Annotated in this window: 24 protein-coding genes; 22 read left to right on the plus strand and 2 right to left on the minus strand. The window is 40.0% G+C overall.

Translation table 11 applies throughout. From position 1 onward, the window contains the following. A partial coding sequence (locus tag LY28_RS17745) for an ATP-binding protein (protein WP_165835490.1) occupies positions 1 to 207 on the plus strand: 207 nt, incomplete at its 5' end. 2 nt (positions 208 to 209) lie between these two features. Here the strand turns inward: LY28_RS17745 and LY28_RS17750 are convergent. Both LY28_RS17750 and LY28_RS17755 read right to left on the minus strand, forming a co-directional pair. Beyond that, positions 210 to 914, minus strand: coding sequence for an ImmA/IrrE family metallo-endopeptidase (locus LY28_RS17750; protein WP_110463515.1), 705 nt, complete (start codon positions 912 to 914; stop codon positions 210 to 212). 113 nt (positions 915 to 1,027) lie between these two features. Continuing rightward, the gene (locus LY28_RS17755) at positions 1,028 to 1,462 is read right to left on the minus strand and encodes a helix-turn-helix domain-containing protein (protein ID WP_242981404.1); all 435 of its coding nucleotides are present in this window, start codon (positions 1,460 to 1,462) and stop codon (positions 1,028 to 1,030) included. A 342-nt stretch (positions 1,463 to 1,804) separates the two neighbouring features. On the opposite strand from LY28_RS17755, the gene LY28_RS19260 reads away from it, so the two are divergent. The 21 genes from LY28_RS19260 to LY28_RS17860 all read left to right on the plus strand — a co-directional run bounded on the left by LY28_RS19260 (position 1,805) and on the right by LY28_RS17860 (position 20,188). Next, positions 1,805 to 1,969, plus strand: a complete 165-nt coding sequence (locus tag LY28_RS19260) for a hypothetical protein (protein ID WP_165835623.1) — start codon at positions 1,805 to 1,807, stop codon at positions 1,967 to 1,969. A gap of 334 nt (positions 1,970 to 2,303) precedes the next feature. Continuing rightward, entirely contained in the window at positions 2,304 to 2,717 is a 414-nt protein-coding gene (locus LY28_RS17760; protein ID WP_110463516.1) for an RNA polymerase sigma factor, read from the plus strand. A gap of 272 nt (positions 2,718 to 2,989) precedes the next feature. Further along, positions 2,990 to 3,313: an rRNA biogenesis protein rrp5 gene (locus tag LY28_RS17770; protein ID WP_110463518.1), complete on the plus strand. Its 324-nt coding sequence runs from the start codon at positions 2,990 to 2,992 to the stop codon at positions 3,311 to 3,313. Next, on the plus strand, positions 3,310 to 4,440 hold the full coding sequence (locus tag LY28_RS17775; protein ID WP_110463519.1) for a DUF2800 domain-containing protein: 1,131 nt from the start codon (positions 3,310 to 3,312) through the stop codon (positions 4,438 to 4,440). The genes LY28_RS17770 and LY28_RS17775 overlap by 4 nt, the downstream gene beginning before the upstream one ends. Before the next feature lies 1 nt (position 4,441). Beyond that, entirely contained in the window at positions 4,442 to 4,987 is a 546-nt protein-coding gene (locus tag LY28_RS17780; RefSeq protein ID WP_110463520.1) for a DUF2815 family protein, read from the plus strand. A 66-nt stretch (positions 4,988 to 5,053) separates the two neighbouring features. Further along, positions 5,054 to 6,988: a DNA polymerase gene (locus tag LY28_RS17785; RefSeq protein ID WP_110463521.1), complete on the plus strand. Its 1,935-nt coding sequence runs from the start codon at positions 5,054 to 5,056 to the stop codon at positions 6,986 to 6,988. 81 nt (positions 6,989 to 7,069) lie between these two features. After that, positions 7,070 to 7,501 (plus strand): DUF7768 domain-containing protein, encoded by a 432-nt coding sequence (locus LY28_RS17790; RefSeq protein ID WP_110463522.1) that lies wholly within the window; start codon positions 7,070 to 7,072, stop codon positions 7,499 to 7,501. Further along, complete coding sequence (locus tag LY28_RS17795; protein ID WP_110463523.1) at positions 7,498 to 9,843, plus strand: virulence-associated E family protein; 2,346 nt, start codon at positions 7,498 to 7,500, stop codon at positions 9,841 to 9,843. The genes LY28_RS17790 and LY28_RS17795 overlap by 4 nt, the downstream gene beginning before the upstream one ends. A gap of 264 nt (positions 9,844 to 10,107) precedes the next feature. Further along, the gene (locus LY28_RS17800) at positions 10,108 to 10,389 is read left to right on the plus strand and encodes a VRR-NUC domain-containing protein (protein WP_110463524.1); all 282 of its coding nucleotides are present in this window, start codon (positions 10,108 to 10,110) and stop codon (positions 10,387 to 10,389) included. Beyond that, on the plus strand, positions 10,370 to 11,716 hold the full coding sequence (locus LY28_RS17805; protein ID WP_110463525.1) for a DEAD/DEAH box helicase: 1,347 nt from the start codon (positions 10,370 to 10,372) through the stop codon (positions 11,714 to 11,716). The genes LY28_RS17800 and LY28_RS17805 overlap by 20 nt, the downstream gene beginning before the upstream one ends. Before the next feature lie 5 nt (positions 11,717 to 11,721). Continuing rightward, complete coding sequence (locus tag LY28_RS17810; RefSeq protein ID WP_110463526.1) at positions 11,722 to 12,138, plus strand: hypothetical protein; 417 nt, start codon at positions 11,722 to 11,724, stop codon at positions 12,136 to 12,138. A gap of 145 nt (positions 12,139 to 12,283) precedes the next feature. Next, positions 12,284 to 12,637, plus strand: coding sequence for an HNH endonuclease signature motif containing protein (locus LY28_RS17815; protein ID WP_110463527.1), 354 nt, complete (start codon positions 12,284 to 12,286; stop codon positions 12,635 to 12,637). 367 nt (positions 12,638 to 13,004) lie between these two features. Next, positions 13,005 to 13,445 carry a helix-turn-helix domain-containing protein gene (locus tag LY28_RS17820; RefSeq protein ID WP_110463528.1) on the plus strand — a complete coding sequence of 147 codons (441 nt, stop codon included), beginning with the start codon at positions 13,005 to 13,007 and terminating at the stop codon, positions 13,443 to 13,445. After that, complete coding sequence (locus tag LY28_RS17825) at positions 13,435 to 14,667, plus strand: site-specific DNA-methyltransferase (protein WP_110463529.1); 1,233 nt, start codon at positions 13,435 to 13,437, stop codon at positions 14,665 to 14,667. Before LY28_RS17820 ends, LY28_RS17825 begins: the two co-directional genes overlap by 11 nt. Further along, complete coding sequence (locus LY28_RS17830) at positions 14,660 to 16,222, plus strand: DNA cytosine methyltransferase (RefSeq protein WP_110463530.1); 1,563 nt, start codon at positions 14,660 to 14,662, stop codon at positions 16,220 to 16,222. Before LY28_RS17825 ends, LY28_RS17830 begins: the two co-directional genes overlap by 8 nt. A 75-nt stretch (positions 16,223 to 16,297) precedes the next feature. Next, positions 16,298 to 16,735, plus strand: a complete 438-nt coding sequence (locus tag LY28_RS17835; protein ID WP_242981406.1) for a DNA cytosine methyltransferase — start codon at positions 16,298 to 16,300, stop codon at positions 16,733 to 16,735. 75 nt (positions 16,736 to 16,810) lie between these two features. After that, positions 16,811 to 17,599, plus strand: a complete 789-nt coding sequence (locus tag LY28_RS17840) for a virulence-related protein (protein WP_110463532.1) — start codon at positions 16,811 to 16,813, stop codon at positions 17,597 to 17,599. After that, complete coding sequence (locus LY28_RS17845) at positions 17,596 to 17,817, plus strand: DUF4314 domain-containing protein (RefSeq protein WP_110463533.1); 222 nt, start codon at positions 17,596 to 17,598, stop codon at positions 17,815 to 17,817. Before LY28_RS17840 ends, LY28_RS17845 begins: the two co-directional genes overlap by 4 nt. Positions 17,818 to 17,976: 159 nt before the next feature. Beyond that, positions 17,977 to 18,882, plus strand: a complete 906-nt coding sequence (locus tag LY28_RS17850; protein ID WP_110463534.1) for an amidoligase family protein — start codon at positions 17,977 to 17,979, stop codon at positions 18,880 to 18,882. Positions 18,883 to 18,956: 74 nt separating this feature from the next. After that, the gene (locus LY28_RS17855; RefSeq protein WP_110463552.1) at positions 18,957 to 19,430 is read left to right on the plus strand and encodes a gamma-glutamylcyclotransferase family protein; all 474 of its coding nucleotides are present in this window, start codon (positions 18,957 to 18,959) and stop codon (positions 19,428 to 19,430) included. An 89-nt stretch (positions 19,431 to 19,519) separates the two neighbouring features. Next, the gene (locus LY28_RS17860; RefSeq protein WP_110463535.1) at positions 19,520 to 20,188 is read left to right on the plus strand and encodes a hypothetical protein; all 669 of its coding nucleotides are present in this window, start codon (positions 19,520 to 19,522) and stop codon (positions 20,186 to 20,188) included. Positions 20,189 to 20,222 lie beyond the last annotated feature (34 nt).

Raw genomic sequence — 20,222 nt, forward strand, 5'->3', positions numbered from 1 at the left:
TATAACAGGGCATCAACAGTTTTATCCGGGCAAGTATCACATACAAAGTGGTATGAATTATTCCCCGATCCAACAATAGCAGATGCAATCATGGATAGAATAATACATAACTCCTATATCCTAACCCTTGACTCAAAAAAATCCATGAGAGAAGTCATGGCAGAAAAAACAATTAAAAATATTGAAAAAAATGAAGCACTGGAATAAAATCAACTTACACGACAAGGTGTCCGGATGCTCCGGTTTACTGTCCGGATAAAACCGGAATCGCCGTCCGGATGTGCCGGAATATGCACCTTGTGAAATTGCATGTTGCCACAGATATTGCATACTTTGCTTTTATTGGATTCAAGCAAATCAAGTCTTTGAAGATTATTAAGCCTCATCCAGAGAGCTGTGTTTGAGACATTAAAGTGTTTTGCTACTGCAGGTATGGATACAAAGTTGCACTTTAACAGAGTTTTTTCTGGCATAAGAAGCTTCCCTGCGAATTCGTTTGCTTCCAGGTCTTCAACATGTCTTTCATAATCACTTTTATAAGCATCGGGTATACATAAATGATCCAGCACTATATGACCCAGCTCATGGGCTATGGTAAAGTTAAGCCTTCTATCCTTAGAATCTATGAAGGGATATCTGACTTTATTTTTATTCAATATTATCTGATATACATTTTGTTCCTTAACATAGATAGATACTGCATCAAATTTATCGCTGACTCTTGATACAGCACCTATCTGAAGAGGGATTTTCTTAGTATCTCGTATCCTCTTGATTAATTCAACACAGTCAATGGGGCAATGTTGTATCGAGAATTCTTCTACAAACAATTTTAGTCGTGTATCAATATACTGCTTTCTGTAAAGAGGAATTTCGTCTAATGTGCTGCGGCTATTAGTACAAATTAGTGGCATATATTTATCCTCCTAGCAAATAAAAAAGAACATGTGTTCGACACAATTATATAAAAAAATCTCTTATTTGTATAGTGTAAATTATATACATTCAATAAGGGATTTTTTTGTAATTATCTATTTTTATTTAGAAGAGAGTTTGCAACAGCCTTTATTGCAGCCAAATCCTCTGGCGCAAGCTCTTTTGAAATTCTATAGGCCATATTTGCCCAGTCGCTGTCTTTATCGTACATCTCTTTTGCTCTTTTACTGATGTCAACAACTGTGCCATCTGCATCTCTGAAAATCATTTCAGTGAAATGCTGATGCTCAAGTGTTTCCCCCATGTAACCAGCTTTTATCATCAAATCCTCATATCTGACTTCAAGGTGGGGAGCAAGAGCCTTTAATACATCTGGAGAAGGTTTCCTTCTTTCACCAGTTTCAAGTCGCCATACTTCTGTATTGCTAATACCAGCCAATTCCGCAAGCTGTCTTTGAGACAAATTTCTTTCGGTACGGATCATTTCAATAAAAAGCCCAAGTTCTGTTTTTTCATACTCAGTCAATTTAATCACCTCGGGTATATTATATCTAAAGCATTGCTAAAAAGCAATGCAATAAGAATAATTTAATCTGTATCTTGACGTGGAGTTACGAAGCTGATAAAATAATCGTAACGTCACAGTTACGAACAAGAGTTCTAAAAATACAAATAAAAATGTAAAGAGTTTGTTACCTAAGTTAGTGAAAAATAGTATTTTTATGGGATTGAGAAAGGAGTGGTACAGCATTTAGTGAAAATAATAAATTAATTCAAAAGGAACACAAATAAGATATTTGTTACCAGTTAAAACCTATAGGTTACACACTATAAGCAGTGGGTTATATGTATAAGGAGGAGTCTTTCTATGAAGAAAATTACAATTTCATGCCCAGGACAAAAAAAGCCTGCCAAAGTTTGTGACATCGTTAGAGAGGATTCTGGTTTGATTTGCATGGAGATAAAATTTCCAGGTACAGCACAGCTAATAAAAATAAATTTAAGCGATTATTTAAAACAATTAGAGTTGTAGAATATAAAAGAATATCATACGCTCAAATAAATGATTAAATACTCATACAGAGCAAATCGGCGCATAGATTCTCTATAGCGACCAACGCCTGATGGAAGCACTTATAAAAGTGTTTTTGTCGGGCGTTTTTTTATACACAAAAACAACAACTGAATACTTTGACTACCTAGCAACGGGTCCGTTAGTACTGAGTCACCAAATCGCAGGAGTCTACGAAACGAAAGTTTGTAGATTGCTGAATACGGTGATTTAACGGGCTTTATTTAATTGCACTATTTTTAGCCGCTCATTCCTTTCGTTTCGGTATTCGCCAAAACGAAAGGAGCAGTTTTTTATGAAAATCAAGTACCAATTCGCAAATGAGTCTATTGAAATTGAGGTTTCAGATGATTGGGGCAATATCCTAATCGACTTAGGTAGACAGGAGTACAACGTAAATCAAAAGGAAACACGCCGCCATGTCTCATTAAATGGCATGGACTATGAGGGAGATATTTTTGCTGATGAGATTGATATTGAGGAGCTTATTTTGAAAGAAGAAATGTCAGAAGTCCTGCGAGCAGCTATTAGAAAGCTTAAACCACAACAGCAGGAATTAATATATGCCCTTTACCTTTCGGAACGACCTATGTCCCAAGCAGAGTATGGAAAGCAAATCGGTATTGAAGAAACCAGTGTTCAGCAAAATGCCCGCCGAGCAAAAGCAAGGCTTAGAGAAATTATTAATAATCTTAAAAAATTTTTGTGAAAAAAGTGTAGGGGTAGGTGTCTCCCCGTGACCTAACTATGAAGGCTAATAAATCGACCTTCAGAAAGGTAAGGTGAAAATTATGAAGCATCAATTAAAAATCAGTATTTCTAAAGAACCACAGACTGGTGGAATTGTTCGTTGCAGGAATTTATCCATTCGTGAACGGGTACTACGATACCTGCTTGGTGAAAAGCAAAAGCTGATGGTGTTAATCCCTGGAGATAGTGTTGAATCACTGTCAATCAATGAAATAGAAGGAGGTATGGGAAATGAGCAAAACCAAACTGCTACTCAGTGTTGTATCTGATTTAAGAAGTCTGGCAGACAGTATTCAAACATTTTGTGAGGCAATAGTATCCGAGGATGCGGCTCCTTCGGAAGCAAGTCCAGCAGAGCAGAAGACGGATACTACTGCTGAACCTTCAAAACCAACTATAAAGATTGAGCAAATTCGCTCGGTGCTTGCAAAGAAAAGCCAAGCTGGAAAGACAGCTGATGTGCGTGAACTTCTAGGAAAATTCGGTGCAACAAAGCTGAGTGAGATATCACAGGACTCATACCCTGAATTGCTCAAGGCTGCGGAGGAGTTATGAGTAAACATTCTGTTTGTTCTGCCTCTGGGTCACACCGATGGCTCAATTGTACTAAGTCGGCAAGGCTGGAGCTTACCTTTGGTGAAAGCGAAAGTGCAGTTGCAGCTGAAGGAACTGCTGCACATGCACTTTGTGAACATAAGCTGCGGAAAGCACTGAAGTTAAGGTCAAAAAAACCAGTATCACAATATGACAGTGATGAAATGGATGAATATACGGATGGATATGTTGCATTTGTAATGGAAGTGTTGGCACAGGTTAAGCATAAATGTAAAGACCCCATTATCCTTATTGAACAAAAACTAAATCTATCCTCTTATGTGCCTGAAGGTTCGGGAACCTGTGACACACTCATTGTTGGGGATGGAATACTACATATTTTCGATTTCAAGTACGGTCAGGGCATTGTGGTTGAAGCAGAGGACAACCCTCAGATGAAGCTTTATGCTCTTGGTGCATTGGAGTTGTTCGATAGCCTGTATGACATCAAAGAGGTGGCAATGACCATATACCAGCCTCGCAGGGAGAATGTTAGCACATGGACAGTCGGAGTTTCTGAACTTAAAGCTTGGGCTGAAGAGATATTAAAACTAAAAGCTTTAATGGCATTCAATGGCGAAGGGGAGTTTATCCCAGGTGAGTGGTGTACCTTCTGTAAAGCCTCTGTCAAATGTCGTGCCAGAGCGGAAGAGAAACTAAAACTTGCAGCCTTGGAATTTGCATTGCCACCTTTGCTTACTGATTCAGAAATTGAAGTAATATTACCTTCTCTTGATGATCTGACAAAGTGGGCAAATGAAATTATCGCTTATGCAGCAAGTTCTGCCATCAACAACGGCAAGCAGTGGAGCGGCTTTAAATTAGTTGAAGGCAGGTCAGTCAGAAAGTATACGGATGAAACTGCAGTAGCTGAAGCTGCCAATGTCGCAGGTTATACAGATATACATAAACAAAGCCTTATCACGCTTACGGAAATGGAAAAACTGATGGGCAAATTGAAATTTAATGAGGTTCTCGGTGGACTCATTTATAAACCACCGGGGAAGCTGACCTTGGTGCCGATAACGGACAAGCGTCAGGAAGTAAGAGTTTCTAATATAAATGATGATTTCAAGGAGGATATATAAAATGAATAATAATGTTTCAACGAAAGTTATCACAGGTGTTGTAAGGCTTTCCTATGCAAATGTATGGGAACCTAAGTCTATAAACGGAAGTTCTGAAAAGTACAGTGTAAGTGTAATTATTCCAAAATCAGATATCAAAACAATCAATGAAATAAACACTGCTGTTGACCTTGCAATAAAAGAAAGTGCAGGAAAATTCGGAGGAAAGATTCCCAATAAAGCATCTCTCAAGTTACCGCTTCGTGATGGTGATGCAGAACGTGATGATGAAGCCTACAAAGGCGCATATTTCGTAAATGCGAATTCCAAGACACCCCCTCAGATTGTGGACAAAGACCTTAATCCAATATTGGACAAGACTGAGGTCTACAGCGGCTGTTATGCCCGCGTATCACTAACCTTCTATGCCTTTAACAGTAACGGAAACAAAGGAATTGCCTGTGGTCTTGGAAATATTCAGAAAATTCGTGACGGTGAATCCCTTGGTGGCAGAAGTAGTGCAGAGGATGATTTTGCAAGTGCCGTTGAGGATGATTTCCTTGCATAAAACAGTATTTGAAATATGGGTGGCGGAGCAACAAAACTCTGTCGCCCAATATCCAAAGGGGGTTTTATGAAAAGTATAAGTATGGATATTGAGACATATTCCTCAGTCGATCTTTGTAAGTCAGGTGTATACCGCTACGCTGAAGCACATGATTTTGAAATATTACTTTTTGCCTATTCAGTTGATGATAGTGAAATAAATGTTGTTGATTTAGTAAATGGAGAGCAGATACCGGATGAGGTTATATCAGCAATCTTTGACCCTAATATTATTAAGTGGGCTTTCAATGCACAGTTTGAACGGGTTTGTCTTTCCAGACATCTTGGCGTTTGGCTATCGCCTAAATCTTGGAGGTGCTCCATGGTTTGGTCTGCATATATGGGACTACCACTATCACTTGAAGGTGTAGGTGTAGTAATGGGACTTGAAAAGCAGAAGCTGAAGGAAGGTAAAGAACTTATCCGCTACTTCTGTGTTCCATGTAAACCAACTAAGTCAAATGGTGGTCGGACTAGGAATCTTCCCTGCCATGCACCTGAAAAATGGAGTCGGTTTAAAGAATATAATGCTCGGGATGTAGAAGTTGAAAAAAGTATAAAGGAAAAGCTGGCAAAATTTCCAGTACCAGAAGAGGAATGGGCGAACTATATTCTCGACCAGAAGATTAATGACTGTGGCATACAGTTGGATATGCCATTTATAAAACAGGCAATCAGATGTGATGAACAGTTCAGAAGTGTACATATAGAAAAGGCTCGAAGCATAACTGGTCTTGATAATCCAAATTCAATACAGCAGTTGAAAGGATGGCTTTCAGATAACGGGTTTACTGTTGATTCCCTTGATAAAGCTGCTATAAATGACTTGCTTGAGTCTGCAGACGGAGATATCGAAGAGGCACTTCAGTTAAGGCAGGAACTTGCAAAATCCAGTGTAAAAAAGTATACCGCCATGGAAATGGCTGTCTGCAATGATGGCAGAGCGCATGGACTAATTCAGTTTTACGGGGCAAATAGAACAGGCCGATACTCTGGAAGATTAATACAGGTGCAAAATCTGCCTCAAAACCACCTGCCGGACTTGGCAGAAGCACGTGAACTCATAAAAAGCGGCAGATTTGATGCAGTGGAAATGTTGTATGATTCAGTTCCGGTAGTCTTGTCAGAGCTTATACGTACAGCCTTTATTCCTAAAAACGGCCATAGGTTTCTTGTAGCTGACTTTTCAGCCATCGAGGCTCGGGTCATTGCATGGCTTGCAGGAGAACATTGGAGGCAGCAGGTGTTTGCTTCCCACGGCAAAATTTATGAAGCCTCTGCATCACAGATGTTTCATGTTCCTATTGAGGAAATTACCAAAGGCAGTCCTTTAAGGCAAAAAGGTAAGGTAGCAGAATTGGCTCTTGGTTATGGCGGGTCTGTTGGAGCATTGACAGCAATGGGTGCTTTGGCAATGGGAGTACAGGAAGATGAGCTCATGCCACTTGTAAAAGCGTGGCGAAATGCCAACCCCAATATAGTAAAGCTATGGTGGGATGTTGATAATGCTGCATTTACTGCAGTGAAGGAAAGAATGAAAGTACAGCTTGGAAGACTTATATTTTCCTATGAAAGCGGAATTCTTTTCATTAGGCTTCCATCTGGTAGAAGACTCTCATATGTGAAACCTAAGATAGAGATTAACCGTTTTGGACGTGAGGGAGTTACTTACGAGGGTGTTGGTGAATCAAAGAAATGGCAGCGTATTGAGAGTTATGGTCCTAAATTTGTAGAAAACATTGTTCAGGCAATTGCCCGTGATCTTCTTGCGGAAGCAATGCAACGATTAAGTGCTGAAGGCTTCAGGATTGTAATGCATGTGCATGATGAGGTGATTGCAGAAGCTGAAAATTTTGATGACTTGGGTAGGATGTGTGAAATCATGGGTCAGGTGTCTGAATGGGCTAATGGATTATTACTTAGAGCAGACGGATTTGTCTGTGATTTTTATAAAAAAGATTAAAAGAAAGTTTATGAAATGGTCTTGAAATACTACTGTTCAAGGCTTAAACAAAAATTGCTGATAACGTAAGGAGGATATGGCATGGGTATTAATAGATTTAATTCAGAGGGTTATTATGACCCCACAGCTTATGAAGCTCTTACAAAAATAGAAGCAGAGGCAAAGAAAAATACATACAGACCTATAGTGTTTATCTGCTCAGCTTTTGCAGGAGACACAGAAAAGAACATCCGTAGGGCGCAGCGATATAGCTACTTTGCGGTAAGCAGGAACTGCATTCCCTTTGCTCCGCATCTTTTATTTCCTCAGTTTCTAGATGATGAAGATAAATCTCAACGTGAACTTGGATTATTCTTTGGAATGGTGTTCTTGGCAAAGTGTAAAGAAGTATGGGTTTTTAAGGTTTGTAACAAAATTTCAGAAGGGATGGTTGTTGAAATAGAAAAAGCGAAACAAAGGAAAATACCAATCAGATATTTTAATGAGCTGTGCGAGGAGGTTGATTCAATATGAAGATAGCAGTCGGCAATAGTCGTATGGATAAAAAGTGGAAAAATAGGGATGTCTCATGGGAGGATTTCAAAAACTCGGTCAAGGCAACCAAGAGAACCACTGAGACTGTATCGGAGTTCCGCAAGATGAACCGCTCACGCCAAGATTCCATAAAAGACGTAGGAGGATTTGTGGGAGGGACACTGCGAGAAGGAAAACGCAGAAATGGTTATGTTCTATGCCGTTCTATGCTGACTTTGGATATGGACTATGCATTTGCTGGTATATGGGAACAGATTGAGTTTCTTCATGACTGGACATGCTGCGCTTACTCAACACATAAGCATATGCCAGAATCACCTAGACTTAGATTGATAATTCCACTGTCTAGAGAGGTCAGCGAAGATGAATATCCGGCACTGGGGCGTATGGTAGCAAAGGAAATCGGGATTGATTTATTTGATGATACTACCTACGAAGCCTCAAGGCTAATGTACTGGCCGTCAACTTCGTCTGATGGGGAGTTTGTATTCTATGAGAAGGATGGCAGTCTGCTTGACCCAGATGAGTATCTATCTAAATATGCCAATTGGCGGGATACCTCAATATGGCCAGTGTCCTCTAGGCAATCGGAAGTTGTAAGACGGCAGATTACAAGGCAAGTTGACCCTACTACAAAGGAAGGCTCTATAGGAGCATTTTGCAGGGCATATTCCATTGAGGAAGCTATAGATACTTTCCTTTCTGACATATACGAACCAAGCGTTATGAACGGCCGTTATGATTATATTCCTGCTGACTCCTCTGCAGGACTTGTCATATATAACGGTAAATTTGCGTACAGCCATCATGCAACAGATCCAGCTTGCGGAAGGCTGCTAAACGCTTTTGATTTGGTGCGAATCCACCGCTACCATGATCTTGATGATAAGGCATCTGAGGATATGCCTACTGGCAAGCTGCCATCCTTTAAGGCAATGATGGAATTTGCCATTAAGGATGAGCGTGTAAAAGAGCAATTTGCAGAAGAAAGAAAAGTTCAGGCAGAATCGGAGTTTACAGATACAGACTGGCAAAACCAGCTTGAGCTTGAGAAAAGCGGTGCAGTAAAAAACAACCTCCGTAACCTGACGCTAATTCTAGAAAAAGACCCTAATCTTAAAGGTATTGTATTTAATCAGCTTTCAGACGGTATGGAAATAAAGGACAGTGTGCCATGGACACATCCCTCAAGATTCTGGAGGGATGCAGATGATGCACAGCTTATCAGTTATATTGACAATCACTACGGCACTTTTTCGGCACGTAATTATGAAATCTCAGTGACAAAGGTTGCTGATGACCGCTCCTATCATCCTATAAGGGAGTTCATTGATGCACTTCCTGAATGGGACGGAATTCCACGAGTAGACACACTGCTAGTGGACTACCTCGGCGCTGCCGACAATGCCTATGTTCGCTCAGCTACAAGAAAAACACTATGTGCAGCTATTGCACGTGTCCTGACTCCCGGCATCAAGTTTGACTCCATGCTTGTACTGAATGGCCCGCAAGGAGCTGGGAAAAGCACACTAATATCAAAACTTGGGGGTGAGTGGTTCTCAGATAGCCTGTCGCTCTCTGACACCAAGGACAAAACAGCTGCTGAGAAGCTACAAGGCTACTGGATACTAGAAATAGGAGAGCTGGCTGGGTTGAAGAAAGCAGAGGTGGAGACTCTCCGTAGCTTTCTATCTAGACAGAATGATATATATCGTGCCAGTTTTGGGCGGCGAGCTACACCCCACCTTCGCCAGTGTGTATTCTTTGGTACAACCAACGCTGAAAAAGGGTATCTTAGGGATACCACAGGCAATCGCCGTTTCTGGCCGGTAAAAACACCGGGTGGAGGCACAAAACAATCCTGGCATATTACTTATGCAGAAATTATTCAAATTTGGGCTGAAACACTTACCTATGTCAAAGATGGAGAAAAGCTGTACCTTGATGCTAGTCTTGAAAAGCTTGCCAAGGATGAGCAGCGTGAAGCAATGGAGTCTGATGAGAGGGAAGGACTGGTGCGTGATTACCTTGATATGCTCTTGCCAGAGGATTGGGACACGATGGATTTGTACAGCCGCCGTGCCTATATAAATGGCACTGAGTTTGGTGAAAGCAAACGAGTCGGAGTCAGGAAACGTGAATCGGTCTCCAATATGGAGATATGGTGCGAGTGCTTCGGTAAAGACCGTGCAAACCTCCGAAGAGTGGATGGCAATGAAATTTTAGCCATTATGGCTGGTATCGGAGGTTGGAGCGGTCTTGTGACGAAGGAACGAATACCGCTTTACGGTCCTCAATGGCTCTATGTTCCAAAATCATGAGAATGTTGGGAACAGTAGGAACAAACATTTGTAAGAGAACAGAATTCGACTGTTCCGGTGAGCCAAAAACCCCTTTATGGTACATATCATCGGAACGGGCGGTAGCCCCTTTAGTAATACACTGCTTAATATCCTGTGTTCCATTGTTCCAATAACTACTATTAAAAATAATTATATAAATAAATACAGATATAGGACACGCAAACACGTAAATACGCGCGTAAAGGACTTTTTGGATTTGGGGAACACAAAAGGAGAATAAATATGCTAGAAAAAATAATAGAAAGACATCTGGTGGTAGAGGCTAAAAAAACTGGAGGACTTGCACTAAAGTTTGTATCACCAGGATTTGACGGTATCCCTGACAGACTGGTGCTTCTACCAAAAGGAAGAATAGCTTTTATTGAACTAAAAAGACCCGGTGAAAAATTAAGACCGCTTCAGGTAAAGAGAAAAATACAGTTGGAATCACTTGGCTTTTTAGTTTACTGCATTGACGGCTTAGAGCAAATTGGAGGTGTACTTGATGAAATACAAGCCACATGAATACCAAACCTATGCAACCAAATTCATATTAAACAACCCAATTGCAGCAATTCTATTAGAAATGGGTCTTGGGAAAAGCGTAATAACTCTTACCGCTATAAATGACCTCTTGTTTGACAGCTTTGAAATTATAAGAGTACTTGTAATAGCACCTCTAAGAGTTGCAAGAGATACATGGACTGCTGAAATTGCTAAATGGGAGCATTTTGAAAACATCAGGGCATCGGTGGCAATCGGTACAGAAAAACAGCGCCGGGAAGCATTGCTGGCAAATGCTGATATATACCTTATAAATCGAGAAAATGTAAAGTGGTTGGTGGAAAACTTCAACTTTGATTATGACATGGTTGTAATTGATGAACTGTCATCCTTCAAAGACCATGGCTCTCAAAGGTTTAAGGCACTTAGGAAGGTAAGACCTAATGTTAAGCGTATTGTTGGGCTTACTGGCACTCCGGCACCAAACGGTCTGATGGATTTATGGGCAGAAATAGGAATCCTTGATATGGGACAGCGCCTTGGAAGATTTATCGGGGGCTACCGTGAAAGGTACTTTTTACCCGATAAACGAAATCAAACCACTATCTTTTCATACAAACCTCGTGAGGGTGCAGAGGAAGCAATCTATGAGAAAATCTCAGACATCTGTATAAGCATGAAAAGTCTAGACTATTTGAAGATGCCGGAGTGTGTGATAAACAATGTAGAGGTTGAGATGTCCGAGAAAGAAGCTACACTATACCAAAAGCTTAAAAAAGACATGATCATACCCTTCAAGGATGGAGACATTGATGCAAAAAGCAGTGTGGGTCTTTCAAACAAGCTTTTGCAGATGGCAAACGGTGCTGTCTATGATGAGATAGGAAATGCAAAATACATACATGAGCGAAAGCTTGATGCACTTGAGGATTTGATTGAGGCTTCAAACGGTAAGCCAGTACTGATAGCTTACTGGTTTAAACATGACATACAGCGTATCTGTGAGAGGTTTCCTGCTGTGAAGCTAGACACTTCGGTAGATATATCAAAGTGGAATGCAGGAGAAATACCAATTGCAATTATTCACCCAGCTTCCGCAGGGCATGGTCTCAATTTGCAAGTGGGTGGATCAACTTTGATATGGTTCGGGTTAACTTGGAGTCTTGAGCTATATCAGCAGACAAATGCAAGGTTGTGGCGACAGGGTCAGAAAAACACGGTTGTAATTCATCACATCATTACAAAAGGAACTATTGATGAGGATGTTCTGAAAACCTTGGTGAGCAAAGATGATACACAGGCAGCCTTAATTGAGGCGGTAAAAGCAAATTTGTATGAAGGAGGCTAAAAGCGATGACAAAGAAAGAATTATCGCAGCTATATTATTTAAACCGTGAAATAGTACAGTTACAGGCGAGACTTTCAGAGTTGGAGGACTTAGCCACCTCCTCCACTCAAAAAATCACAGGTATGCCTTTTGGTACTGGAGTTTCTGACATGGTTGGGCGGTACGCTACAGAAATTGCAGACTTAAAAGCCCTATTGGATTTAAATCTTAAAAAGTGTTTCTATGAATTGAACAAGCTGAATCATTACATAGAAAGTGTAGAAGATGCACAGATAAGAATGATTCTGAGCTTAAGGTATATTAATGGGCTAAGCTGGCAGCAGGTAGCTTTTAGCATTGGTGAATCGGACGAACAGTTTCCAAGAAGGAAACATGACAAGTTTTTAAAACAAAATGAAAACTTGACGAAAAAGACGAATTAGATGTGTTAATATTATTTCATAGAAGAAGGACCTCAAGAGTGGATGTAAAAACCGGGGGTTCTTCTTTTGTATATGCAGGCAGTGTGAGTTGCTCCTTTCAAGCACTGCCTGCAATTTTAATTACTAGGAACAGGAGCTAAACGAAATGCCAATGAAACCACTAAAACCCTGCAAGCACTCGGGCTGTCCTGAACTGACAAGTGGAAGCTATTGTGATAAGCATAGCAGTTTGGATATTAACAAACGTAAGAGTGCAGAGGAGAGAGGCTATGACAGCAGATGGAGAACAGCAAGCAAGAGGTACTTAGAAAGCCATCCGCTGTGTATTTATTGCTTGAAGGAAAACAAGCTGGTCAAGGCAACAGTGGTTGACCACATCACTCCTCATAGAGGTAACAAAGCTCTGTTTTGGGATGAAAGAAACTGGCAGTCACTTTGCAAGAGGTGCCATGATAGAAAGACAATGACTGAGGATAGATATCAAGAATATAGATATTAATGCGTAGAGGTTCAAATCGACACCATAGGGGCTATCAAATCTCTGCAAACCCTTACACACCAACCGCTGCCCCCCTTCGCGTGAAATTTCGCAGAATTAAACAAGGGGGGATACAAATTGAGGTTGAAACTATAGGTGAATGTTTACTTCCGTAGGGGTTTGAGCATATTTGTATTTTTGTGTAAAGGTATTACATATAAAAACAAATAAATCGTGTTCAACCCTTTAAAAACCAAGGCTTTGAAGGATTAAAAAAATATAAAAATAAATAATTGAAAGCGCTTAAAAATGCTGTAAAAACAGTTGATTAAAGTGCTTTTTTTATTACTTTTTTTGAATACTGCTTACGCAGAAAGGAGAGCATTGGATGACTGAATTTGAAAAGCAACAGATACAGGATTTAAGACTCAAGGGAGTTGGCTACAAGGCAATTGCCGCTATACTTGGAATTTCAAGAGACAGTATAAGAGGATACTGTAAACGCAATGGACTTGATGGAGATTCTAAGGTTGTCTCATTGAATGTAGAAGAAAAAATAAATCAAAATTTGCTCTGTGCCTGCTGTGGAAAGTCAATTAAACAAAAGAAGCGTGGGAGAAGTAGACGTTTCTGCTCCGAGGATTGTCGCAGGAAATGGTGGAATGACAACCCTGATAAGAGGAGCAGAAAAGAATCTGCCATATATAAATATACTTGTTCATACTGCAATAAGGAGTTCAGCTGCTATGGCAATAAACGCAGAAAGTACTGTTCACATAATTGCTTTATAAAATCGAGGTACTGGAAGGATGAAAAAGATGGAATTTAAAAAATTACAAATAGACAGCTTAGTTCCTGCTGAATATAACCCAAGGAAAAAGCTAAAGCCTGGTGACTCAGAGTTTGAAAAAATTAAGAATAGTATTAACGAGTTTGGCTATGTCGACCCAATCATTGTGAATAAGGATTTAACAGTTATAGGAGGACACCAGAGAATATCGGTACTAAAAACATTAGGTTATACAGAAATAGACTGTGTAATTATTGATATCGACAAAACCAAGGAGAAGGCTCTGAACATTGCTCTTAATAAAATCAGCGGTGAGTGGAACAAAGAGCTTTTAGCTGATTTGATAAAGGACTTGCAGAAACTGGATTATGATGTTTCCTTTACGGGCTTTGAACCTCCAGAGATTGACGAACTATTCAATGATGTACACTCAAAGGAAATCAAGGAGGATAATTTTGATGTTGAGAAGGAACTGCAGGAGACTGCTATAACAAGAAAAGGTGATATATGGCTACTTGGCAGCCACAGGCTTGTGTGCGGAGATAGTACGGATTCAAATGTTTACATAATTTTAATGGAGGGAAAGAAAGCCAATCTAGTTGTAACAGATCCTCCATACAATGTCGCATATGAAGCGAAGGCTGGGAAAATACAAAATGATAATCTTAAGGATGAGGAGTTTTATAGTTTTCTTTTAAAAGCCTTTACCAATATGGCTGACTGTATGGAAAAGGATGCTTCGATTTATGTATTCCATGCAGACACTGAAGGCTTGAATTTTAGAAAAGCTTTCAAGGATGCTGGACTATATCTATCTGGTGTGTGTATTTGGGCTAAGCAGAGTTTAGTATTGGGGAGAAGCCCTTATCAATGGAAACATGAGCCTGTGCTTTTTGGTTGGAGAAAGGATGGTACTCACAAATGGTATTCAGATAGAAAGCAGAGTACTATCTGGAACTTTGACCGACCTTCGAAGAATGACCTGCATCCAACAATGAAGCCAATTGCACTTTGTGCCTACCCTATTACTAACAGCAGCATGAGCAACTGTATTGTACTTGACCCATTTGGCGGTAGCGGTTCAACGCTGATTGCTTGTGAGCAAACAAACAGAATCTGTTACACAATTGAGATTGACGAAAAGTATGCGGATGTTATTGTGAAAAGGTACATTGATCAAAAAGGTTCTGACAGTGATGTGTTTCTTATTAGGGATGGCATAAAAATTACATACAATGAGGTGGTGGCTGCCAATGAGTAAACTTACACTTGGCAGCCTTTTTGACGGAAGCGGAGGTTTTCCGCTGGGTGCTGTGATAAATGACATAACCCCAATATGGGCAAGTGAAATCGAGCCATTCCCCATAAGGGTTACAACAAAGAGACTTCCCTTTGTAAAGCATTATGGGGATATAAGAAAAATAAATGGTGCGGAGATAGAGCCAGTAGATATTATCACTTTCGGCTCACCCTGTACCGATATGTCAGTGGCAGGAAAACGAGCGGGGCTTGATGGGAAACAGTCAGCCTTGTTTTACGAAGCCATAAGAATCATAAAAGAAATGAGGTGCAAAACCAATGGAAAATGTCCACGATATGCCGTGTGGGAAAATGTGCCGGGTGCATTCTCAAGCGGAAAGGGAAAAGATTTCAGGGCAGTCCTTAACGAAATCGCAAAAGTCAAAGATGAAACCCTTGATGTTCCTATGCCTGACAAGGATAAATGGTTGTGTGCAGGGGAAATCATGGGAGATGATTTTTCCATTGCTTGGAGAACAATTGACGCTCAATTTTGGGGAGTTGCCCAAAGACGCCGTAGAATCTACCTTGTCGCAGATTTTGCAGACAAATGTGCCGGGAAAATACTATTTGAGTTCGAAAGCTTGTCTGGGTATTCTCCGAAGAGCATCAAGCCGTGGCAAACAACTGCCCGAGATGCTGAGGGCTGCGTTGGAACACCAATCAGCTTTGAGCCGGGAGCAGCATCAAGATTAGGGAATCACTATTGGCAGAATTCCGCATGTACCCTTCGTGCAGATATGGGAGATAATCAGCTTGCTGTTGCAATTGAAAATCACCCAGCAGACAATAGAATCAAAATTGATGAGAGCGGAACCATTCAAACTCTTACATCAAGGATGGGAACTGGTGGAGGAAATGTCCCACTTGTTATGAACGAGAGACAGGATGCTTTAACCATAGAGGAAGACAAAGCAAACACACTGACAGGTACCGATTATAAAGGAACCCAGTGTGTTTTTGAGCCTAATTGTGATCTGAAGCCTGTCACATTGAAAATCCGCTGCGGCTGTGAAGGTGGTGGCAAAGGTGCATTGGTACAAGCTGATAAATCGGCAACTCTCTCCTGCAATAATGAACAGACTGTTTTTGTGCCTTTTTGCAAAGGGAAAAGCAATGAACAGGTTGTAAAAACCTATGGCATTTGCTCTGACAAGAGCAACTCAATGCTCTCGAACAATCCCAATAGTGGAATTTATGAAGCGGATACAAGCAGAACGCTTGATGCAACAGGTGGAAACCCCTCCTGCAATCAAGGTGGAATTGCTGTAGTTGCACTGCAGGGCAGTATGATTGGAAGAGCAGATAAAAATGGACCGCAGGGCAATGGAATAAATGAAGATATTTGTTTCTCGTTAAATACCATCGACCACCATGCAGTAGCCTATGCAATGACTACTGGCTGTTATTCGGAAATCAATAAGGAAATAGCTGCACCATTGATGGCAAGGGACTATAAGGATGCACCAATAGTTACTCAGCCGTCTTATGGAATAGACAGGGCGGCTTTTAATTAAGGAAAAAATGCTTTATATAAACCAACTATAGAAGAAGAACAACAACCAACGCTTATGGCAAAAGATCCTGGAGCAGTGGCACAACCAGCATCCTTCTATCCTCAGATGAAAGCAGAGAGCCAATGCTTTAGGCAGGATGGTATATCAAATACGATTGTCAATGGTACAAATCCAGGTTATCAAAATGGATTAATTGAGCTGAATTATATCGTCCGTAGGCTTACACCAACGGAATGTGCAAGACTACAAGGTTTTCCTGATTATTGGTGTGATGACCTTGATATAATAAATCCAACAGAAGATGAAATTTTATTCTGGACAGAGGTATGGGAAACCCACCGCAAAATTATAGGTAAAAGCAATAAGCCAAAAACAAAAAAGCAGATAATAAAGTGGCTAAAAAATCCATACTCGGATGCTGCAGAGTATAAAATGTGGGGTAACGGTGTTGCACTTCCCTGTGTTTGTTTTGTTCTTGCAGCCATCAAGTGGGATATAAAAAACAATGCCTAAATGTAATAAAACCCTTGCAATTACTGCGATTCAGAGTGATTAATGTAATAACAAAAATTGCAGGAGGGATTACGAATGGACAGAAAGCAGATAATTAAAGCTTTGGAAGAACATGCAGGAGTGAAAGCAAAATACATGGGAGTTCCGAGCTTTGCATACATGATAACAATTAATGGACGAACTTACACAATTGATAGAGCAGGGAGAATTACATTAGATGATGTAGAGGTTGAGCTTGAAGAACTGATTAATGGAGGAATTGAAAAAAAAGAAGTAGCAGTACAAGTACTAGCACAAGAAGTAACACAAGAATTAGCACAGGAAAACGAAGCACTTGACTTTGAAATTACGATTCCGATGGATGGACATACGGGTAGCACGCTTCGAAATATGCTTAACATGCTTTACAGCAAACAGCCTGTTATAAAGAAGGTACTTGAAATTGAAGCCGATATTTTAAAGACTGATTTTATTGCAGATTTGAACAAAGCCAACATACAGACAATTGAGGAATTTAAAACTGAAATAGCCGGAAAGCAAGAGAGTGGTTACCACGGAATTGAATTTGATTTTACTAACAATACTATAACCTTCATGTTTTTCAAACATCTACAGGAGCCAGATAGACTCCAAGCATATACACAGTTTCTTGCACTTCTTAGCCAAAGTGCAAGAGGCTTGAAGCATGCATCCCCAAAGCCTACAACTACAGATAATTATAAATTTACAATGAGGACATGGTTAATTAGGCTTGGTTTTGTGGGTGATGAGTATAAGGCTGCAAGAAAGGCTATTCTTAAAAATCTTGAGGGAAATGGGGCGTTTCGCAGACCGAAAGAGGGTGATGAGGGGGCGGGCATATGAATAGGATTTCAAAAGAACATCTAAGTAATCTGCGTAAAAAGTTTTTGCCTGGTACCCGAGTTGAGCTTGTCAGAATGAATGACCCCTATACCAAATTAGAAGAAGGAACTACAGGAACTGTGGTTATGGTGGATGATATCGGCACAATACATGTGAAATGGGACTGTGGTTCATGTCTTGGTATTGTCTACGGTGAAGACAGCTGCACTATTATTTGACGGGAAGTTAAATTCATAAAAAACTACTGTAAAATGCACAAAAAACCGCTGTGTTATTTGTTGATAATATGCTCTTAATTAACTGGATATAAGCCTCTTTCAGAGCTAATATGTACACTAATAAAAGGGAAATATTTACTTTGGAAGGGGCAAATTACAATGAAAACACAGAGATTCGGAATTGAAATTGAAATGACAGGGATAACAAGGGCAAAGGCTGCAGAGATTGCGGTAAAATTTTTCGGAGCGGGGGCAAGGCTTGAAAACAAAGGTGGCACTTACGATGAGTACAAAGTTATAGATTCTAAAAGCAGAGGTTGGAAATTTGTGAGCGATGCGAGCATTTTACCCCACAAAAAAGAATACGGCAGGATTGTTACAGCGGACAGGGATTACAGTGTGGAGCTGGTAAGCCCAATTCTAACCTACGAGGACATTGAAACACTTCAAGAGCTGGTGAGACAGCTAAGACACGCGGGAGCACTTAGCGACAGCAAATACCAATGCGGAATACACATTCACATAGATGCAAAAAATCACACACCACTGAGCTTGAAAAACCTAATCAACCTTATGGCAAGCAAGGAGGATTTACTATATAAAAGCTTGGATATAGACCCTGCAAGATTAAGGTACTGCAAAAAGGTAAACGAAAACCTAATAACAACGATAAACAAGAAAAAGCCTAAGACCTTGGAAGCTTTGGCAGACATTTGGTACTCAGGTTTCGGACAGGAGAACAGAAGCAGACACTATCATAACAGCAGATACCATGGGCTTAACCTTCACAGCGTTTTTGATAAGGGAACGGTTGAATTCAGACTTTTTAATGGGACAACCCATGCAGGAAAGATTAAGGCATACATACAGTTCTGCCTTGCGGTAAGCCATCAGGCAATCAGCCAAAAGTCTGCAAGTGCAAGAAGAACCTATACCGACAACGAAAAGTACACCTTCCGCTGCTGGATGCTTAGGCTGGGACTTATCGGTGAGGAATTTGAAACCTGCAGACATCACTTCCTTGCAAGTCTGAGCGGAAACTCGGCTTGGCGTAATGCCGCTTGAAGGTAAGCATGGGCTTGTGGGGGCAGACAAAGCCCTCACAGCCCAAATCAAAAACGAAGAGGAGCATTTATACTATGATAAATGAAACCAAAATATATGGGGCTTACGGTTCAAATATGAATCTTAAACAAATGAGCCATAGATGTCCTAATGCCAAGGTTATAGGAACAGGAAAATTAAAAAATTACAGATTGACCTTCAGAGGCATAAACAATGGTGTTGCAAATATTGAAAAAAGACAGGGAAGCACAGTACCCATAGTTTTGTGGGAGATAACTGCTGAATGTGAAAAAGCACTTGATATTTATGAGGGATATCCAAAGTTGTATGTGAAGGAAGAAGTCGAAATTACAACAAAGGACGGTACTATTAAAGCAATGGTATATGTAATGTCAAAGCAGTATGAGCAGCTATTAGCAGAGCCATCGGGTCACTACATAAATACAATATGGCAGGGCTATCTGGACAACAAGCTACCTTTAATAAAATTGAGGGAGGCGATTGCTGAAAACAGAAATGAAACTGATACTGTGAGTTTTTTTAAGTAAATAGGTACACTATCATGAAAAACAAATAAGGTTACACAAATATCTATAATATGGTATAATATTCCTTAATAAGACAGATGGAGATTAAAATGCCTAGGGGAAAACTAAACGAAAGTTATGTTAAAGATGTAGCAGTTGAGTATCTTAAAGACTATTATTGTAAACTTTATAATAATAACGATATATTTGCAGGAAAAGAACTATGTGTGAAAAAGAGCTTTAAAAGACCTGATGGTCTTATTGCTTTAAAAAACGGTAAAAATGATATTTTTGTTGCAGTTGTAGAAGCAAAATCATGTCGGACATTGGGTAGTCTTTTCCCTGTGGATGGAGATAGTAGGTGGTTTGTTCATGGGGTATTATTTGGTACAATAATATCACTAATTATTGGATTTGTGGTGCCGCTTATGCTATGGTCTCGTATAATTTTAGCTGCAGTAGGACTAGTTGTAGGCACATTTTTATATTGGTTATTTACATTTAGATTTACTTATTACAGGTATATAGGCGTTGTAAGTCAAATTAATAATTATCCTGGAAATGAAAAATGGATTGCTCTTTCTATAGATGTGTATAATAAACTTAGTAAAGAGCATAAAATTGATTTCGAAAAAAAGCTTAGAAGATCTGGAATAGGATTACTCATTATAAGTTCAGGTAGTAAGGTAAGTACTCTTATCAAACCAAAGGCAAAAGCAAAAAAAGTAATAGATATGTTTGTAAGATGCAATGAAATATTGCAGGTTATAGAAAAATAGAATTATATCAAATAGTAGGGAAGTCTCAAAAGAG

Origin of the sequence: Ruminiclostridium sufflavum DSM 19573 (assembly GCF_003208175.1) — a bacterium.
Taxonomy (GTDB): Bacteria; Bacillota; Clostridia; order Acetivibrionales; family DSM-1351; genus Ruminiclostridium; species Ruminiclostridium sufflavum.

Bases quoted from the DNA above. Each gene is read 5' to 3' on its own strand.
- LY28_RS17810 (WP_110463526.1), top strand. From the start codon at position 11,722: ATGACAAAGAAAGAATTATCGCAGCTATATTATTTAAACCGTGAAATA.
- LY28_RS17790 (WP_110463522.1), top strand. From the start codon at position 7,070: ATGGGTATTAATAGATTTAATTCAGAGGGTTATTATGACCCCACAGCT.
- LY28_RS17815 (WP_110463527.1), top strand. From the start codon at position 12,284: ATGCCAATGAAACCACTAAAACCCTGCAAGCACTCGGGCTGTCCTGAA.
- LY28_RS17785 (WP_110463521.1), top strand. From the start codon at position 5,054: ATGAAAAGTATAAGTATGGATATTGAGACATATTCCTCAGTCGATCTT.
- LY28_RS17805 (WP_110463525.1), top strand. From the start codon at position 10,370: ATGAAATACAAGCCACATGAATACCAAACCTATGCAACCAAATTCATA.
- LY28_RS17760 (WP_110463516.1), top strand. From the start codon at position 2,304: ATGAAAATCAAGTACCAATTCGCAAATGAGTCTATTGAAATTGAGGTT.
- LY28_RS17830 (WP_110463530.1), top strand. From the start codon at position 14,660: ATGAGTAAACTTACACTTGGCAGCCTTTTTGACGGAAGCGGAGGTTTT.
- LY28_RS17845 (WP_110463533.1), top strand. From the start codon at position 17,596: ATGAATAGGATTTCAAAAGAACATCTAAGTAATCTGCGTAAAAAGTTT.
- LY28_RS17820 (WP_110463528.1), top strand. From the start codon at position 13,005: ATGACTGAATTTGAAAAGCAACAGATACAGGATTTAAGACTCAAGGGA.
- LY28_RS17750 (WP_110463515.1), bottom strand. From the start codon at position 914: ATGCCACTAATTTGTACTAATAGCCGCAGCACATTAGACGAAATTCCT.
- LY28_RS17770 (WP_110463518.1), top strand. From the start codon at position 2,990: ATGAGCAAAACCAAACTGCTACTCAGTGTTGTATCTGATTTAAGAAGT.
- LY28_RS17780 (WP_110463520.1), top strand. From the start codon at position 4,442: ATGAATAATAATGTTTCAACGAAAGTTATCACAGGTGTTGTAAGGCTT.
- LY28_RS17800 (WP_110463524.1), top strand. From the start codon at position 10,108: ATGCTAGAAAAAATAATAGAAAGACATCTGGTGGTAGAGGCTAAAAAA.
- LY28_RS17795 (WP_110463523.1), top strand. From the start codon at position 7,498: ATGAAGATAGCAGTCGGCAATAGTCGTATGGATAAAAAGTGGAAAAAT.
- LY28_RS17855 (WP_110463552.1), top strand. From the start codon at position 18,957: ATGATAAATGAAACCAAAATATATGGGGCTTACGGTTCAAATATGAAT.
- LY28_RS17850 (WP_110463534.1), top strand. From the start codon at position 17,977: ATGAAAACACAGAGATTCGGAATTGAAATTGAAATGACAGGGATAACA.
- LY28_RS17825 (WP_110463529.1), top strand. From the start codon at position 13,435: ATGGAATTTAAAAAATTACAAATAGACAGCTTAGTTCCTGCTGAATAT.
- LY28_RS17860 (WP_110463535.1), top strand. From the start codon at position 19,520: ATGCCTAGGGGAAAACTAAACGAAAGTTATGTTAAAGATGTAGCAGTT.
- LY28_RS17840 (WP_110463532.1), top strand. From the start codon at position 16,811: ATGGACAGAAAGCAGATAATTAAAGCTTTGGAAGAACATGCAGGAGTG.
- LY28_RS19260 (WP_165835623.1), top strand. From the start codon at position 1,805: ATGAAGAAAATTACAATTTCATGCCCAGGACAAAAAAAGCCTGCCAAA.
- LY28_RS17775 (WP_110463519.1), top strand. From the start codon at position 3,310: ATGAGTAAACATTCTGTTTGTTCTGCCTCTGGGTCACACCGATGGCTC.